17 protein-coding genes are annotated in these 15185 nt (G+C 58.6%); 9 read left to right on the top strand and 8 right to left on the bottom strand.

Going from position 1 to position 15185, the window contains the following annotated elements; all coding sequences use genetic code 11:
• Window positions 1-272 precede the first annotated feature (272 nt).
• The 4 genes from SLW74_RS20085 to SLW74_RS20070 are packed head-to-tail and all read left to right on the top strand — an operon-like array spanning window position 273 to window position 3518.
• Window positions 273-872, top strand: coding sequence for an aminodeoxychorismate/anthranilate synthase component II (locus SLW74_RS20085; RefSeq protein ID WP_074887043.1), 600 nt, complete (start codon window positions 273-275; stop codon window positions 870-872).
• A gap of 18 nt (window positions 873-890) precedes the next feature.
• Window positions 891-1940, top strand: coding sequence for an anthranilate phosphoribosyltransferase (gene trpD, locus SLW74_RS20080; RefSeq protein WP_065991386.1), 1050 nt, complete (start codon window positions 891-893; stop codon window positions 1938-1940).
• Entirely contained in the window at window positions 1937-2773 is an 837-nt protein-coding gene (trpC, locus tag SLW74_RS20075; RefSeq protein ID WP_065991356.1) for an indole-3-glycerol phosphate synthase TrpC, read from the top strand. Before trpD ends, trpC begins: the two co-directional genes overlap by 4 nt.
• Window positions 2774-2822: 49 nt before the next feature.
• Entirely contained in the window at window positions 2823-3518 is a 696-nt protein-coding gene (locus SLW74_RS20070) for a biotin/lipoate A/B protein ligase family protein (protein ID WP_410929876.1), read from the top strand.
• Between the two features lie 27 nt (window positions 3519-3545).
• On the opposite strand, the gene crp is transcribed toward SLW74_RS20070, so the two are convergent.
• Complete coding sequence (gene crp, locus SLW74_RS20065; protein ID WP_065991358.1) at window positions 3546-4190, bottom strand: cAMP-activated global transcriptional regulator CRP; 645 nt, start codon at window positions 4188-4190, stop codon at window positions 3546-3548.
• Between the two features lie 206 nt (window positions 4191-4396).
• Here crp and SLW74_RS20060 point away from each other — a divergent pair, with 206 nt between their 5' ends.
• Together SLW74_RS20060 and speD are read left to right on the top strand one after the other, a co-directional pair.
• On the top strand, window positions 4397-4819 hold the full coding sequence (locus tag SLW74_RS20060) for an OsmC family protein (RefSeq protein ID WP_410929875.1): 423 nt from the start codon (window positions 4397-4399) through the stop codon (window positions 4817-4819).
• A 235-nt stretch (window positions 4820-5054) separates the two neighbouring features.
• Window positions 5055-5849, top strand: a complete 795-nt coding sequence (gene speD / locus SLW74_RS20055; RefSeq protein WP_037019204.1) for an adenosylmethionine decarboxylase — start codon at window positions 5055-5057, stop codon at window positions 5847-5849.
• A gap of 105 nt (window positions 5850-5954) precedes the next feature.
• Here speD and coq7 read toward each other — a convergent pair whose 3' ends face one another.
• From coq7 to hemJ, 5 genes are all read right to left on the bottom strand, one after another.
• Complete coding sequence (gene coq7, locus SLW74_RS20050) at window positions 5955-6602, bottom strand: 2-polyprenyl-3-methyl-6-methoxy-1,4-benzoquinone monooxygenase (RefSeq protein ID WP_065991360.1); 648 nt, start codon at window positions 6600-6602, stop codon at window positions 5955-5957.
• Window positions 6603-6727: 125 nt separating this feature from the next.
• Window positions 6728-7066, bottom strand: coding sequence for a histidine triad nucleotide-binding protein (locus tag SLW74_RS20045; RefSeq protein WP_065991361.1), 339 nt, complete (start codon window positions 7064-7066; stop codon window positions 6728-6730).
• A gap of 86 nt (window positions 7067-7152) precedes the next feature.
• Window positions 7153-7938 carry an SDR family NAD(P)-dependent oxidoreductase gene (locus tag SLW74_RS20040; protein WP_065991362.1) on the bottom strand — a complete coding sequence of 262 codons (786 nt, stop codon included), beginning with the start codon at window positions 7936-7938 and terminating at the stop codon, window positions 7153-7155.
• 55 nt (window positions 7939-7993) lie between these two features.
• The gene (locus SLW74_RS20035; RefSeq protein ID WP_410929874.1) at window positions 7994-8908 is read right to left on the bottom strand and encodes a DUF805 domain-containing protein; all 915 of its coding nucleotides are present in this window, start codon (window positions 8906-8908) and stop codon (window positions 7994-7996) included.
• A 44-nt stretch (window positions 8909-8952) separates the two neighbouring features.
• Entirely contained in the window at window positions 8953-9378 is a 426-nt protein-coding gene (gene hemJ, locus SLW74_RS20030; RefSeq protein WP_065991364.1) for a protoporphyrinogen oxidase HemJ, read from the bottom strand.
• A 133-nt stretch (window positions 9379-9511) separates the two neighbouring features.
• Between hemJ and argC the strand changes: the two genes are divergently transcribed.
• The gene (argC, locus tag SLW74_RS20025; protein WP_192134848.1) at window positions 9512-10546 is read left to right on the top strand and encodes an N-acetyl-gamma-glutamyl-phosphate reductase; all 1035 of its coding nucleotides are present in this window, start codon (window positions 9512-9514) and stop codon (window positions 10544-10546) included.
• Window positions 10547-10722: 176 nt separating this feature from the next.
• Entirely contained in the window at window positions 10723-11073 is a 351-nt protein-coding gene (erpA, locus tag SLW74_RS20020; protein ID WP_065991366.1) for an iron-sulfur cluster insertion protein ErpA, read from the top strand.
• 62 nt (window positions 11074-11135) lie between these two features.
• Here erpA and SLW74_RS20015 read toward each other — a convergent pair whose 3' ends face one another.
• Both SLW74_RS20015 and SLW74_RS20010 read right to left on the bottom strand, forming a co-directional pair.
• A complete protein-coding gene (locus SLW74_RS20015; RefSeq protein WP_065991367.1) occupies window positions 11136-12227 on the bottom strand; it encodes an anhydro-N-acetylmuramic acid kinase in 1092 nt (363 codons plus the stop codon).
• Between the two features lie 3 nt (window positions 12228-12230).
• Window positions 12231-13664 carry a peptidoglycan DD-metalloendopeptidase family protein gene (locus SLW74_RS20010; protein WP_410929936.1) on the bottom strand — a complete coding sequence of 478 codons (1434 nt, stop codon included), beginning with the start codon at window positions 13662-13664 and terminating at the stop codon, window positions 12231-12233.
• 211 nt (window positions 13665-13875) lie between these two features.
• Here SLW74_RS20010 and tyrS point away from each other — a divergent pair, with 211 nt between their 5' ends.
• A complete protein-coding gene (gene tyrS / locus SLW74_RS20005) occupies window positions 13876-15075 on the top strand; it encodes a tyrosine--tRNA ligase (protein WP_410929873.1) in 1200 nt (399 codons plus the stop codon).
• Window positions 15076-15185 lie beyond the last annotated feature (110 nt).

Genomic DNA, 15185 nt, shown 5'->3' with positions numbered 1-15185 from the left:
CGGTACGCTACTGTGCGGCAACGTATGAACGAGACCTTTCCTGTGTCGATTGTCAGCAGCTTCTTGATGCGCGTTATCAAGGGCCACGCCCGTTGGCGTTGGCGCGCCTGACTATTTCCCCCGCCGGCTCCGCCGGATCTGTATTGATATGCCTTCTGATGCCTCGGTTTTGCAGTGACTCGCCGGAACCCTTCCCGCGACCCTCTGCGCGCAACTGCGGTCAGAAAACGGAAGGCCACGTTAAAAGTCAGTCATTCAAAAGGTTAAGCACCATGCTGCTGATGATCGATAACTACGACTCCTTCACCTACAACGTCGTGCAGTACTTGGGCGAGCTGGGTGCCGACGTCAAAGTGATTCGCAACGACGAAATGACCGTCGCCGAAATCGAAGCCCTGAACCCCGAACGTATCGTCGTTTCCCCCGGCCCGTGCACGCCGAACGAAGCAGGCGTGTCCATCGACGTGATCAAACACTTCGCTGGCAAGCTGCCCGTGCTCGGCGTCTGCCTGGGTCATCAGTCGATTGGCCAGGCGTTTGGCGGCGACGTGGTGCGTGCGCGCCAGGTCATGCACGGCAAGACCAGCGAGCTGATCCACGAAGACAAAGGTGTTTTCGAAGGCCTCAAGCATCCGCTGACCGTGACCCGCTATCACTCGCTGGTGGTCAAGCGCGAAACACTCCCGGAGTGCCTGGAGTTGACCGCCTGGACCCAGCGCGAAGATGGGTCCGTTGATGAAATCATGGGCCTGCGTCACAAAACCCTTAACGTCGAGGGCGTACAGTTTCACCCTGAGTCGATTCTTTCCGAGCAGGGCCACGAGCTGTTCGCCAACTTCCTCAAGCAGACCGGCGGCACCCGTCAGGGTTAAGGACACATCGACATGGCAATGGATATCAAAACGGCGCTGGGCCGGGTTGTGAATCAACTGGACCTGAGCACCGATGAAATGCGCGAGGTCATGCGCGAAATCATGACAGGCCAGTGCACCCAGGCGCAGATCGGCGCATTTCTGATGGGCATGCGCATGAAAAGCGAAAGCATTGACGAGATCGTTGGTGCAGTGTCGGTCATGCGTGAGCTGGCGGATCAGGTTCAACTCAAAACCCTCGACGGCGTGGTCGACATCGTCGGCACCGGCGGTGATGGCGCAAACATATTCAACGTCTCGACCGCTGCCTCGTTCGTGATCGCGGCGGCCGGTTGCACAGTCGCCAAGCACGGCAATCGCGCGGTCTCCGGCAAGAGTGGCAGCGCCGATCTACTGGAAGCGGCAGGCGTTTACCTGAACCTGACCCCGGTGCAAGTGGCGCGCTGCATCGACAGCGTCGGCATCGGTTTCATGTTCGCGCAAACCCACCACGGCGCGATGAAACACGCCGCAGGGCCACGCAAGGAACTGGGCCTGCGCACACTGTTCAACATGCTCGGTCCACTGACTAACCCGGCCGGCGTCAAGCACCAGGTGGTCGGCGTATTCAGTCAGGCGCTGTGCCGGCCATTGGCCGAGGTGCTGCTGCGCATGGGCAGCAAACACGTGCTGGTGGTGCATTCCCAGGATGGCCTGGACGAATTCAGCATCGCCGCGCCGACCTTTGTCGCGGAACTGAAGAACGGCGAAGTGACCGAATACTGGGTACAGCCGGAAGATCTGGGCATGAATAGCCAGAGCCTGTTCGGTCTGGTGGTCGACAGCCCGGCGCAGTCGCTGGAATTGATTCGTGACGCGCTGGGTCGGCGCAAGTCCGAGCACGGCCAGAAAGCCGCCGAAATGATCGTGCTGAACGCCGGCGCAGCGCTTTACGCGGCTGATCATGCTTCGTCATTGAAAGAAGGCGTGGCGTTGGCCCACGACGCATTACACACGGGCCTGGCCCGCGAAAAGCTGGAAGAACTGGGTGCCTTTACCGCGGTATTCAAGCAGGAGAATGAAGAATGAGTGTGCCGACGGTTTTGGAAAAGATTCTGGCCCGAAAGGTCGAGGAAGTCGCTGCGCGCCGTGCCAGTGTCAGCCTCGCCGAATTGGAAACTCTGGCGAAAGCAGCCGATGCACCGCGTGGGTTTGCTGCCGCGATGATTGCCCAGGCCAAGCGCAAGCAGCCGGCCGTCATTGCAGAAATCAAGAAGGCGTCGCCGAGCAAGGGCGTGATCCGCGAAAACTTTCATCCTGCGGAGATTGCCACTAGCTACGAAGCAGGCGGGGCCACCTGCCTTTCTGTGCTGACCGACGTCGATTTCTTCCAGGGCGCTGATGAGTATTTGAAGCAGGCCCGGGCGACGTGTTCGCTGCCGGTGATCCGCAAGGACTTCATGATCGACCCTTATCAGATCGTCGAAGCGCGGGCATTGGGGGCCGACTGCATCCTGCTGATCGTTTCGGCGCTGGATGATGTGAAGATGGCCGAGCTGGCCTCAGTCGCCAAAGGTGTCGGCCTCGATGTGCTGGTAGAAGTCCACGATGGCGACGAGCTGGAGCGGGCATTGAAAACCCTCGACACTCCGCTGGTGGGCGTCAACAACCGCAATCTGCACACGTTCGACGTCAGTCTGGAAACCACGCTCGATCTGCTGCCGCGCATCCCCCGTGATCGCCTGGTCATCACGGAAAGCGGGATTCTCAACCGCGCGGATGTCGAGCTGATGGAGATCAACGACGTTTATTCCTTCTTGGTGGGCGAGGCATTCATGCGCGCCGAGAAGCCGGGTGTGGAATTGCAGCGACTGTTCTTCCCGGAGAAAGGCACTGCGATCAAGTCCGGCGGTTTGGACTGATCCACCGTTGTAGGCCAGAAAGCCGTCGCCACTCACGTCAGGAGGCAGCATGACCCTTCAGCTCTTGGCAACGTGCGTTGAAGCCGGCCTCAAGGCCGAGCAGGATCTGCTGGCGTCAGTGTGTGATGGGCACGCCGAGAGCGGTTTGCTGCTCTGGCGGCCTACCGACCGCGCGCTGGTCATGCCAAGGCGGTTGAGCCGTCTTCCTGGCTTCACTGAAGCCAGCGAAACGCTCGCCGACAGTGGCTGGCCTGTGCTGTTGCGTGAAAGTGGCGGCGAGCCCGTGCCGCAATCGCCCTCGACGGTCAACGTGGCGCTTGTGTATGTGCAGCCGGATACCGATCTGGATCGCGACCGCATCGAGAACGCCTACATGCGCCTGTGTCAGCCGATCCTCGATACGCTGAGTGAGCTGGGTGGCGCTGCATCCTTGGGCGAAGTCGAAGGGGCCTTCTGCGATGGCCGTTTCAACGTCAACCTCAACGCTCGCAAGATGGTGGGTACTGCGCAGCGCTGGCGGCAGAGTCAGGGTGGCAAGCGGCCGGTGGTGTTGGCCCATGCCGCGATGCTGCTGGATGACGAGCGCGTTGAGATGGTCAACGCAGTCAATCGCTTCAATGAAACCTGTGAACTCGATGTGCGGTGCGAAGCGCAAAGCCATATCGCTCTGCATGAGCTGTTCGACGCGCCGGATTTTCTTGGCCGTATGAGTGAACGCTATACACGCCTGCTGGCCGGAATCTGACTCACCTGCCAATACCCGGTGCGTGTGTTAACGGGTGCCGAAAACCACCATGGTTTTGCCCCGGACATGCACCAGGTTTTGCTCCTCAAGCGATTTGAGCACACGACCAACCATCTCCCGCGAACACCCCACGATACGGCCAATCTCCTGGCGGGTGATTTTGATCTGCATGCCATCGGGGTGGGTCATCGCGTCAGGCTGCTTGCACAGATCGAGCAGGCTGCGGGCAACGCGGCCAGTGACGTCCAGAAACGCCAGATCGCCGACCTTGCGGGTGGTGTTGCGCAGACGCTCGGCGATTTGCGCACCGATGGCGTACATCAATTCGGGATCCTGCTGACTGAGCTCGCGGAACTTGGCGTAGCTGATCTCGGCCACTTCACATTCGGTTTTGGCGCGCACCCAGGCGCTGCGGTGGGCACCGGCGGCCGTCTGCTCGAAAAGTCCCAGTTCGCCAAAAAAGTCCCCCGTATTGAGATAGGCCACGATCATCTCGCGACCTTCGTTGTCTTCGATCAGGATCGTCACCGAGCCCTTGATGAGCAGGTACAGCGAATCCGACTCCTCGCCTGCGCAGAGAATATTGGTCTTCGCCAGGCATCGCCGCCGCTGGGCGTGCGGCAGCAGTTTGTCGGCGATTTTCATCTTGTTCGGAGGCTGCACGGCGAGCATGGCTGTATCCCGTAAAAAACTGCGCCCTTAGGCATTCTTAGAGGTATCGGCAGTAGTTGCCATTTGACGCAGTTCAACAGCGGCAATTAGCCAATTTTTCAGACACTTCCTACATTTCGGTCGTGGCCGGGCATGTCCCGTCCACTCAGCGACGGCAGGGCCCTGTGCTAAGCTGGCCGCCATTTTTCAAGCATTGGAGTCCGGTGATGAAAGCGCGTATTCAATGGGCGGGTGAGGCGATGTTCCTCGGTGAGTCCGGCAGCGGCCATGTGGTTGTGATGGATGGCCCGCCAGAAAGCGGCGGTCGCAATCTGGGTGTTCGCCCGATGGAAATGGTGCTGATTGGCCTGGGTGGCTGCAGCAATTACGACGTGGTCAGCATTCTCAAGAAAGCCCGTCAGCCCATCGAGAGTTGTGAGGCGTTCCTAAAAGCCGAGCGCGCCAACGAAGATCCCAAGGTGTTCACCAAGATCCATTTGCACTTCGTGGTTAAAGGGCGCGGCCTCAAAGAGACGCAGGTCAAACGTGCGATCGAGCTGTCCGCCGAGAAATACTGCTCGGCGTCGATCATGCTGGGTAATGCCGGCGTCGAAATCACCCACGACTACGAGATCATCGAACTGGGTTGAGCAACGCTCAATTTTCACAAAAGCGGTGCAGGCTATGGCATGCGACTTCTGACGTCTGCATAATGCGCCCCTTTTTCAGGGCGCGACCGCCGGGTAGCCGGCTCGCCTCCGACCAGACAACCAAAATCGCCAACGCGAAGAGGTGTTAACCGTCCTACGCAGCTGAGCCGGGCTCAGTTGACGGGCATGCTTGATCACGCGGCCAGCGCCGCACCCATATAGAGAGTTTTTAACGGTGAAAAGCAAACTCAAGCTCCACGGGTTCAATAACCTGACCAAGACCTTGAGCTTCAACATCTATGACATCTGCTATGCGGAAACCCCGCAGGACCAGCAGGCCTACGTCGAGTACATCAACAGTGTGTACGATGCCGAACGCCTGACGCGGATTCTCACCGATGTCGTCGATATCATTGGCGCGAACATCCTGAACATCGCGCGTCAGGACTACGATCCACAAGGCGCCAGTGTGACCATTCTGATCTCCGAGCAGCCGGTCACGCCGACTGACAGCCAGATCGAAGAATCGCCGGGTCCGCTGCCGGAAACCATTCTCGCGCACCTGGACAAGAGCCACATCACGGTTCATACCTATCCTGAAATCCACCCCGTTGACGGCATCGCCACGTTCCGTGTGGACATCGATGTGTCGACCTGCGGCGTGATTTCCCCGTTGAAAGCGCTGAATTACCTGATCCACAAGTTTGAGTCCGACATCGTGACCGTCGACTATCGCGTGCGCGGCTTCACCCGTGACGTTGAAGGCAAGAAGCATTTCATCGACCACGAGATCAACTCGATCCAGAATTACCTTTCCGACGACACGCGCGACAGCTACCAGATGACTGACGTGAACGTGTATCAGGAAAACCTGTTCCACACCAAAATGCTGCTCAAGCAGTTCGAGCTGGACAACTACCTGTTCGGCGACGCCACCAGCAATCTCTCCGCTGAACAGCGCGAGCAGGTGACCGGCCGCGTGAAGCACGAGATGCTCGAAATCTTCTACGGCCGCAACATGCCGGTCTAAGGTCTCAGTGATACAAAAAAAGGCGCCTGTTCAGGCGCCTTCTTTGTTTCCGGTCTTTCGCGGCAGCTTTGTTCGCTGATAAAGGCCGGCCGACCGCAGATTCGATCAGATCCTGTAGGTGGTTTTGGTCATGATTTTTGCCAACAGGCTCATGCCGAACTTCACCGGCGCCGGGAAGCGGAAACCGCCTGCCTCGATCGCGCTTTCTGCGTGATGCTCCTCGTCGGCGCGCATCTGTTCGAGAATCGCCCGCGACTTCTCATCCTCGACTGGCAATTGCTCCAAATGCTCATTCAAGTGTTTGCACACCTGATCTTCCGTCGCGGCAACGAAGCCCAGGCTGATTCGATCGCTGATCAAGCCAGCCACTGCGCCGATGCCAAACGAAGCACCGTAGAACAATGGGTTGAGCACACTGGTATGACTGCCCAACTGATGAATGCGTTGCTCGCACCACACCAGATGGTCGATTTCTTCCTCGGCGGCGTGCTCCATGGCTTTGCGCACCTGAGGCAGTTTCGCGGTGAGTGCCTGCCCCTGATACAACGCCTGAGCACAGACTTCGCCAGTGTGATTGATGCGCATGAGCCCTGCGACATGCCGGGTGTCGGACTCATTCATCTTGACGTCGGGTTGAACGATGGCAGGCGAAGGACGATGTGCGTGCGCGCTGACGGGCAGCAGCGTCTTCATCGCTGCGTCGGCTTGAAGCAGGAAACGGTCGATAGGGGAGTAGTGACGTTCGGTAGCCATGGGCGCCTCCGGGTAAATCCACGGCGGTCAGTCTACCTCAAACGGTGTAACCGGGCTTGTCCGGTGTCAGCCCGCCGGGGCGTTGGCGCGCACCTGGCAGGTCGACGAAGACCGGAGAGGATGACTCAGCCCGGCGGCCAGTTCATCTGGCGCTGACCCAGCACGTGCATGTGGATGTGATAGACGGTCTGACCGCCTTTTTCGTTGGTGTTCATGACCACGCGGAAGCCGTCCTCGCAACCCAGTTCTTTTGCCAGGCGCTGGGCCGTGAACAGAATGTGGCCCAGCAGGCCCTTATCGTCTTCAGTCACGTCGTTGAGGGTGGCAATCGGCTTCTTCGGGATAACCAGAAAATGCACAGGCGCCTGGGGGGCGATGTCGTGAAAGGCCAGCACTTGATCATCTTCGTAGATGATCTTCGCCGGGATTTCCCGATTGATGATCTTGGTAAACAAAGTATCCACAGCCTTCTTGCTCCGTTTCGAGGGGGATGAAGGCAGTGTACTGAGCGTCCCGGTTCACGCCCAGACGTTTGTTGCGATGTGCCCCGTCAGACTGACGTACGAGATTTGAGCATCGAGCCCCAGAGCTTTCGCGTCATCCAGCGACTGGCAAAGCGCGGCAGGCGTGTCAGTAGCCTGTTTCGCCAACCCGGGATGATCACCGCACGGTTCTTGTCGAGCGCGCGAACCGTGTACAGCGCGACCTCCTCGGCGGTCATGTGGTCGTCGTGCGTAAACTTGCCGGCATCCAGTTGTGCGGTGCGGAAAAACGCTGTGCGTGTCGGCCCGGGGCACAACACCGAAATCTTCACGCCGGTCTTGTGCAGCTCCTCGCGAAGCCCTTCGGAAAAATGCAGGACGTACGCTTTGCTCGCCGCGTAGGTGCTCATCCATGGTCCCGGCTGAAAGCCCATGATCGACGCAACGTTGAGTATCTGGCCGCCGCCTTGCACCGCCATCAGGTTGCCAACCGTGTGACAGAGACGCGTCAACGCGAGCACATTAAGGTCGAGCAGGTCCTGCTCTTGCGCCCACTCTTGAGCGAGAAAGGGCCCGCTGTTGCCGATGCCAGCGCAGTTAACCAGCAAGTCGATGCTTCGCGAGCCTTCCTCGAGTTCAAGCAGAAAGCCCGAGAGGCGCAGCGGCTCACCCAGATCGCAGGCACGGAACAGCACCTCGACACCAAAGCGTTGGGTGAACTCGATGGCGATGCTCTCGAGCATCTCCCGGTGCCTGGCCACCAGAATAAGGTTGCGACCCCGGCGGGCGAGGGCTTCGGCCATCGCCAGGCCAATACCGCTGGATGCACCTGTGACCATGGCATAACGGGTCATGCAATTCTCCAGTGTTTGCAGCTTGTATTGAGACAGCGTCCTTGCTGCCAGATAGTTATTGGTCGTCGTTGCTGTCGGACGAGTCACCACTATCGACAGGATCAACGGGAACGACCGGTTGTTCCGCGTCATCGTCGTAAGGCAGCGCTTGCTCGTATTCGCTGGTGGTGGCTTCGACCTGCTCCTGAACAGTGTTCAGACCACCCATCATCCCGGCCACTACGGCCAGCGCCAGCACCGCGAGCCACAGGATGGCGAGGACCTTGACGCGCGGTGTGTTGCCAGGCGGCGGCGGACCATACCGATTCGGGCCCGTGTTGCCAGGGACGGCCATCATCACGATCGGAAAGAAGCTGCCCACCACCGGTACGAGATTCAGCAACAGCAACCAGGCTGACCAACCGGCATCGTGCAACCGCTGGGCGCCGATCTGGATGCTGACAACCACGAACGCAACGAGGGCAACGGTGCCGAGCAGTCCGCCCGCCACCAGCGAAACGCTGAGAACGCCGACGCATAGGGCGGCGACCAGCAGGCCAACGGCCACCAGCGCCAGGCTCCACGCCAGATAGCGCAAACGGCCGATTCGCCCCTGAATGGAGAACACCTTCAATTCGCCCACGGCGGGCCAGTCTTGTCTGGCCGGCGTGCGCGGCGGTGCGTAGGGCGAGGCCGCAGGTTCGAAAGCCGGACGCTGTGGAGTGTCTTCGACCACGTCCTCAAGCCTCAATGACACGGGCTCCTCGGGCTCGATACGGCCCTCGACACCTGCATCGTTCAACGCCGCGAGATAACGCTGCGCGTCGTCCCGCGTCAGGCTTCGCTTGATGGTCACGGGTTTGCCGGTGAAGAGACGATCAACGCCGGACACCTCAGTCTTGAACAGTTGCGCTAGGTTCTGGCGCGCTGTCTCCAGCTCAACGCCTGTTCGCAGCTGTCCCTCGAAAACGATCTTGAAGTGCTCCGCCATGCTGGCTTCCTTGTCTTGAGTTCATACGATATGAGCAATGCGCGTCAGAACGGTTTGACGACGACCAGAATGACCACCGCCAGCAAGATCAACACGGGTACCTCGTTGAACCAGCGATAGAACACATGGCTGCGACCAGGTTCGCCGCGCGCGAAGCGTTTGACCTGCGCGCCGCACACGTGGTGGTAACCAATCAACAGGACAACGAGGGTGAGCTTGGCATGCAACCAGCCTTGCTGCAGGAAACCCGGTGCGAGAACGATCAGCCAGATACCGAATACCAGGGTAGCGATCATCGAGGGCATCATGATCCCGCGGTACAACTTGCGTTCCATGGTGCAGAAACGCTCGCGGCTTACGGAGTCTTCGCTCATGGCGTGATAGACGAACAATCGCGGCAGATAGAACAGGGCGGCGAACCAGCACACCATTGCAATGATGTGCAGCGCTTTAATCCAGAGATAGAGCATTTTGGTTTGTTTCCAGGGACACGGTGCCAAATAGTAGTGGCTTCCGCGCCCGTACGTCACGTTCGCGGTTGTCCCATCGGCAATCGACCCATATGATCAGCGGCTTTCCACTGGTTTGGTTGAGGGGCAGGTTATGGTCAAGGTCGGTATCGTCGGCGGTACGGGTTACACCGGCGTCGAGTTGCTGCGTCTTCTGGCGCAACACCCAGAGGCTGAAGTGGTTGCGATCACCTCGCGCTCCGAAGCAGGTTTGCCTGTCGCTGACATGTATCCCAACCTGCGTGGTCACTATGACGGCCTGGCGTTCAGCGTGCCGGACGTCAAAGTGCTGGGCGCGTGCGATGTGGTGTTCTTCGCAACGCCCCACGGTGTCGCACATGCGCTGGCGGGCGAGTTGCTCGCCGCGGGCACCAAGGTCATCGACCTCTCCGCTGACTTCCGTCTGCAAGACCCGGTCGAGTGGGCCAAGTGGTACAACCAGCCCCACGGCGCGCCCGAATTGCTCGACGAAGCGGTTTACGGCCTGCCGGAAGTCAATCGCGAGCACATCAAGGGCGCGCGCCTGATTGCAGTGCCTGGCTGCTATCCGACCGCCACTCAGTTGGGTTTTCTGCCACTGCTCGAAGCGGGCCTTGCTGATCCATTGCGCCTGATCGCGGACTGCAAATCGGGTGTCAGTGGTGCAGGTCGCGGCGCCAGTGTGGGCTCGCTGTATTCCGAAACCAGCGAGAGCTTCAAGGCCTATGCCGTTAAAGGCCATCGCCATCTCCCCGAAATCACTCAAGGGCTACGCCGTGCTGCAGGTGGCGATATCGGGCTGACGTTCGTGCCGCACCTGACGCCGATGATCCGTGGGATTCACGCCACGTTGTACGCAACCGTCGTGGACAAGTCGGTCGATCTGCAGGCGTTGTTCGAAAAGCGCTATGCCAATGAGCCTTTCGTCGACGTGATGCCCGCCGGAAGCCATCCGGAAACCCGGAGCGTACGTGGCGCCAATGTGTGCCGCATGGCCGTGCATCGGCCTCAGGACGGGGATTTGGTAGTGGTGCTGTCGGTCATCGACAATCTGGTCAAAGGCGCTTCGGGCCAGGCCGTGCAGAACATGAACATCATGTTTGGCCTTGATGAACGCCTAGGCCTGTCCCATGCGGGGATGTTGCCGTAATAGCGGCTTCAGGCCTCAAGCGGCAAGTCTCAACTCGCTGGTGATAGCGGCTGTTTTTTGCGGCTTGTCGCTTGCGAGCTGTGGCTGCCGTCACAATAGTTGACCAATTTTCTAGGAGAAGCGGATAATGCGCGTCATTACGCATTATGACGGCTTAGCGCCGGGAGATTTTGAACATGAGCGTTGAATCCTTTACCCCAGTGGCTTTGGAATTCACCCACGGTGCCGCGCACAAGGTGAAAACTCTGGTCGATGAAGAGGGTAATGATCGCCTGAAGCTCCGTGTCTTCGTGACCGGTGGCGGTTGTTCCGGTTTCCAGTACGGCTTCACCTTTGACGAAGACGTCGCCGATGATGACACCATTGTCGAGCGCGAGGGCGTCAGTCTGGTGGTCGACCCTATGAGCTTCCAGTACCTGGCAGGTGCGGAGGTGGATTATCAGGAGGGGCTGGAAGGCTCTCGCTTCGTGATCAAGAACCCCAATGCCGCGACTACCTGTGGCTGTGGCTCTTCGTTCTCGATCTGATCCAGGCGATACACACAAAAACGCCGCGCATTTGCGCGGCGTTTTGCATGGTGGGCGTTGGGTCAGGCCGGGTAGATCGCGCCCAGCACTCGCAGGCCTTTGGCCCCCGTCACGCTTGGACGGTTGGCGGGTACGCTCTCCAGCGCGCAATGGGCAAGCCAGGCAAACGCCATCGCTTCGACCCAATCAGGATCAACGCCGAACTCTGCAGTGCTAGAAACCTTTGTTGCCGGCAGTAGCGCCGCCAGCCGATCCATCAACGCCTTGTTGTGAGCGCCGCCGCCGCAGACCAGCAGTTCTTTGGTCTGCGCCTGTGCCGATTGCAGGGACTCGGTAATGCTCAATGCGGTGACTTCGAGCAGTGTTGCTTGCACATCTTCGGGTCTCAGCGTTGGCATCTGGAACAGATGGTGGTGAACCCAGCCAAGGTTGAATACTTCACGACCCGTGCTCTTAGGCCCCTTCGTTTGAAAGAACTGATCACTGAGCATGGACTTCAGCAGCGCATCATTGACTGTCCCGCTCGCGCCCCACGCGCCATCGCGGTCATAGCTCACGCCCCGCTGTGCCTGAATCCAGGCGTCCAGCAGCACATTGCCTGGCCCTGAGTCGAAGCCGGAAACCGGTTTGTCGATTTCGATCAGGCTGAGGTTGCTGAAACCACCGACATTGAGCACGGCGCGGTAGTCTTTGTTATCGTCGAACAACGCTTCATGGAAGGCGGGAACCAGCGGCGCCCCCTGGCCACCCGCAGCGATATCGCGCTTGCGGAAGTCGCTGACCACGGTAATGCCCGTTAGCTCGGCGAGCAGGGCAGGGTTGCCAATCTGGATGGTGAAGCCGCGGGCCGGTTCATGACGAATCGTCTGGCCGTGGCTGCCGATCGCGCGGATTTCACCGGCTGACACGCTCTGCTGGTCCAGCAGGGCCAGTACGCCTTGAGCCGCGAGACGAACCCATTTCTGCTCGGCGATGCCGGCACGGGCCAACTCGTCCGGGCCGCTGGCGCAGAGCCCCAGCAGTTCGGCGCGAAGGTCGTCCGGCATGGGAATGTAGTAGGTGCCGAGCAAACGTGGTCGGTCATCCTGTTCTACCAGCGCGAAGTCGAGTCCATCCAGACTGCTTCCGGACATTACACCTACATATAAAGTCATGGGTCAGCGCTTACTCGAGGCCAGCATGGTGGCCTTTTCCTGGTCCATGCGAGCCATCAAAGGTTGGCTCTCCTGCATGAACCGCTGTTTTTCGGACTTGGCGATCGGATCAGCCATCGGCAGCTTCTGCCCCAGCGGGTCGACATGAACGCCATTTACCTGGAACTCGTAATGAACATGAGGACCCGTGGACAGGCCGGTGGTTCCAATATAGCCAATGACCTGGCCCTGCTTGACGCTGGATCCGGACTGAATGCCCTTGGCAAAACCCTGCATGTGGCCGTACAGCGTCCGGTAGGTTTCACCGTGCTGAATGATCACAGTGTTGCCGTAACCGCCGCGCCGACCGGCAAGGATGACTTTGCCATCGCCAGTGGCTTTGATTGGGGTGCCACGAGGTGCAGCGTAGTCGATGCCTTGGTGGGCGCGAATCTTGTTCAGGATCGGGTGTTTGCGACCGGATGAGAACAGTGAGCTGATGCGGGCGAATTCGACCGGCGTACGGATGAACGCCTTACGCATGCTGTTGCCGTCCGCAGTGTAATAGTTGGTGTTGCCCTGTTTGTTCGTATACCGCACAGCGGTGTAGGTTTTGCCACGGTTTACGAAGCGAGCCGAAAGGATATTCCCTGTACTGACCGTCTTGCCGTTGACAACCTTCTGCTCGTAAATCACATCGAATTCGTCGCCCTTGCGGATATCCTGGGTGAAGTCGACGTCGTACCCGAAGATGTTTGCCATCTCCATTGTCATCGTATGGCTGAGGCCTGCGCGCTGGGCGGATTGCGACAGTGAGTTGTTGATCGTGCCATGCACATAGGCCGTGCGTACATTAGGTTTGCTCACGTCACGGGTAAACGTATAGCCCTTGTCCGTGCGAGACAAACTGATGCTTTCTGTCTCGCTCAGCTTGCTGTGCAACTGCTTGAGATTGCCCTCAGGCGAGAGCTCGAATTGTAGCACCTGGCCATTTTTCAGCTGACTGAACTGCTTGGCTTGTTTGTCGCTGGCAATAACGTCGTGCACCGCCGTCGCAGGCAGGCCGACTTTGCTGAACAACGTCGACAGCGTATCGCCCTTTGAGACCACCACTTCCCGGTGGGTCGGGCCTTTGGCAGTAGCAACCTCTTTCGGAGCGGCCTTGGTGCCACTTGCTGTCTTGGCGGCATCAGCCGGTTCAGCCGCATCGCCTTCGATCTGGGCGAAGGGAGAATCTACGGGTGCCTCTGTGGCTTGAGTCTGTTCTTGAGCGTCTTGTTCTTGCTTGATCTGGTCGGCAGGTGTGTCCAGTTCCAGAGCAAGGTTGGTTCGTTTGGCTTCGACGTCGCTGGATGGGAATACGAGGAGAGCCAGGCTAAGCAGTGCGGCGATGCCGCTGGCTGCGAGCAGGTGGCTCTTCGGATAAAGCGGTGGCGCTTTAGGCGGAGTGTCGGTCATAGGTAATTTTGACTTTGAAAAAGATGAAATGGAAAAGATGAATGACATGATGAAGATGAAATAACTGTATAAAATATAACCAAATCTCGCCTGAGGCAAGCTTGCGATCGGCTCGCTCCGCGATTCGTCGCGCTCCTATTGTCAGAACTTGTATTTGGGCGCTGATCTTGTATGGTTGTTTCCCTTTGAAATACGGCATTACGGGGCGGTTATGAAGTCGGTTGAAGAGCAGCTAGCGCTGATCAAGCGTGGTGCAGATGAACTCCTGGTCGAGGCCGAGCTGGTCACAAAGCTCAAGCGTGGGCAGCCACTTCGCATCAAGGCCGGTTTTGATCCGACCGCGCCCGACCTTCACCTCGGGCACACGGTGCTTATTAATAAGCTGCGTCAATTCCAGGATCTTGGTCATCAGGTGATTTTCCTGATCGGCGACTTCACCGGCATGATTGGTGATCCGAGTGGCAAGAGTGCCACCCGTCCCCCGCTTACCCGCGAGCAAGTGCTCGACTACGCCGAGACCTACAAGGCTCAGGTGTTCAAGATTCTTGATCCGGCCAAAACCGAGGTGGCGTTCAATTCCACCTGGATGGATCAACTCAGTCCTGCAGACTTCATCCGACTCTCTTCCCAGTACACCGTAGCGCGCATGCTGGAGCGTGATGACTTCGACAAACGTTACAAGTCGAACCAGTCCATCGCCATCCACGAATTCCTTTATCCGCTGGTCCAGGGTTACGACTCGGTTGCTTTGCGCGCCGACGTTGAGCTGGGCGGGACCGATCAGAAATTCAACTTGCTGATGGGGCGCGAGCTGCAGCGTGCATATGGTCAGGAGGCTCAGTGTGTTCTGACGATGCCATTGCTGGAAGGATTGGACGGCGTCAAGAAGATGTCCAAGTCGTTGGGTAACTACGTAGGTATCCAAGAAGCGCCCGGCATTATGTACAGCAAGCTCGTCTCCATCCCTGATGCGCTGATGTGGCGTTACTTTGAGCTGCTGAGCTTCCGCTCCATGGAAGAGATCGCTGCTTTTAAAGCGGATTGCGAAGCGGGCGCCAATCCACGTGACATCAAGATCAAGCTGGCCGAAGAGATCGTTGCGCGCTTCCATGGTGAGGAAGCTGCGGCTTCTGCCCATCGTTCTGCTGGAAACCGTATGAAGGATGGAGAGCTTCCGGAGGATCTCCCGGAGATTGATGTCGCTGCAGCCGAAGACATGCCGATTGCTGCCGTCCTTAATAAGGCGGGGCTGGTTAAGAACGCTGCGGTCGCTCGCGACCTGTTGGCATCTGGCGGCGTGCGTATAGATGGTGAAGTTGTGGGTCGCGGGTTTGTATTCAGGTTGGGCGCGACCCATGTATGTCAGGCCGGCAAGAAGGCGTTCGGCCGGATTACACTTCGTTCGGAATAAAGTTCAAATAAGTGCTTGACGCCCCTCTGGATCTGTCTATAATTCGCCCCACTTCCGGCGCAGACGAAACGGAAAACTCCTTGATAATCAAAGAGTTGGACGAAGTAAGC

Source organism: Pseudomonas sp. W5-36 (assembly GCF_046540455.1).
Taxonomy (GTDB): Bacteria; Pseudomonadota; Gammaproteobacteria; order Pseudomonadales; family Pseudomonadaceae; genus Aquipseudomonas; species Aquipseudomonas graminis_B.
Note: the sequence above shows the minus strand (reverse complement) of the source record. Positions and strands in the feature narration are given on the sequence as shown.

What these genes read in the sequence shown, in the direction of transcription:
- SLW74_RS20085 (WP_074887043.1), top strand. Translation starts at nt 273, where the DNA reads ATGCTGCTGATGATCGATAACTACGACTCCTTCACCTACAACGTCGTG.
- trpD (WP_065991386.1), top strand. Translation starts at nt 891, where the DNA reads ATGGATATCAAAACGGCGCTGGGCCGGGTTGTGAATCAACTGGACCTG.
- trpC (WP_065991356.1), top strand. Translation starts at nt 1,937, where the DNA reads ATGAGTGTGCCGACGGTTTTGGAAAAGATTCTGGCCCGAAAGGTCGAG.
- SLW74_RS20070 (WP_410929876.1), top strand. Translation starts at nt 2,823, where the DNA reads ATGACCCTTCAGCTCTTGGCAACGTGCGTTGAAGCCGGCCTCAAGGCC.
- crp (WP_065991358.1), bottom strand. Translation starts at nt 4,190, where the DNA reads ATGCTCGCCGTGCAGCCTCCGAACAAGATGAAAATCGCCGACAAACTG.
- SLW74_RS20060 (WP_410929875.1), top strand. Translation starts at nt 4,397, where the DNA reads ATGAAAGCGCGTATTCAATGGGCGGGTGAGGCGATGTTCCTCGGTGAG.
- coq7 (WP_065991360.1), bottom strand. Translation starts at nt 6,602, where the DNA reads ATGGCTACCGAACGTCACTACTCCCCTATCGACCGTTTCCTGCTTCAA.
- SLW74_RS20040 (WP_065991362.1), bottom strand. Translation starts at nt 7,938, where the DNA reads ATGACCCGTTATGCCATGGTCACAGGTGCATCCAGCGGTATTGGCCTG.
- SLW74_RS20035 (WP_410929874.1), bottom strand. Translation starts at nt 8,908, where the DNA reads ATGGCGGAGCACTTCAAGATCGTTTTCGAGGGACAGCTGCGAACAGGC.
- hemJ (WP_065991364.1), bottom strand. Translation starts at nt 9,378, where the DNA reads ATGCTCTATCTCTGGATTAAAGCGCTGCACATCATTGCAATGGTGTGC.
- argC (WP_192134848.1), top strand. Translation starts at nt 9,512, where the DNA reads ATGGTCAAGGTCGGTATCGTCGGCGGTACGGGTTACACCGGCGTCGAG.
- erpA (WP_065991366.1), top strand. Translation starts at nt 10,723, where the DNA reads ATGAGCGTTGAATCCTTTACCCCAGTGGCTTTGGAATTCACCCACGGT.
- SLW74_RS20015 (WP_065991367.1), bottom strand. Translation starts at nt 12,227, where the DNA reads ATGACTTTATATGTAGGTGTAATGTCCGGAAGCAGTCTGGATGGACTC.
- SLW74_RS20010 (WP_410929936.1), bottom strand. Translation starts at nt 13,664, where the DNA reads ATGACCGACACTCCGCCTAAAGCGCCACCGCTTTATCCGAAGAGCCAC.
- tyrS (WP_410929873.1), top strand. Translation starts at nt 13,876, where the DNA reads ATGAAGTCGGTTGAAGAGCAGCTAGCGCTGATCAAGCGTGGTGCAGAT.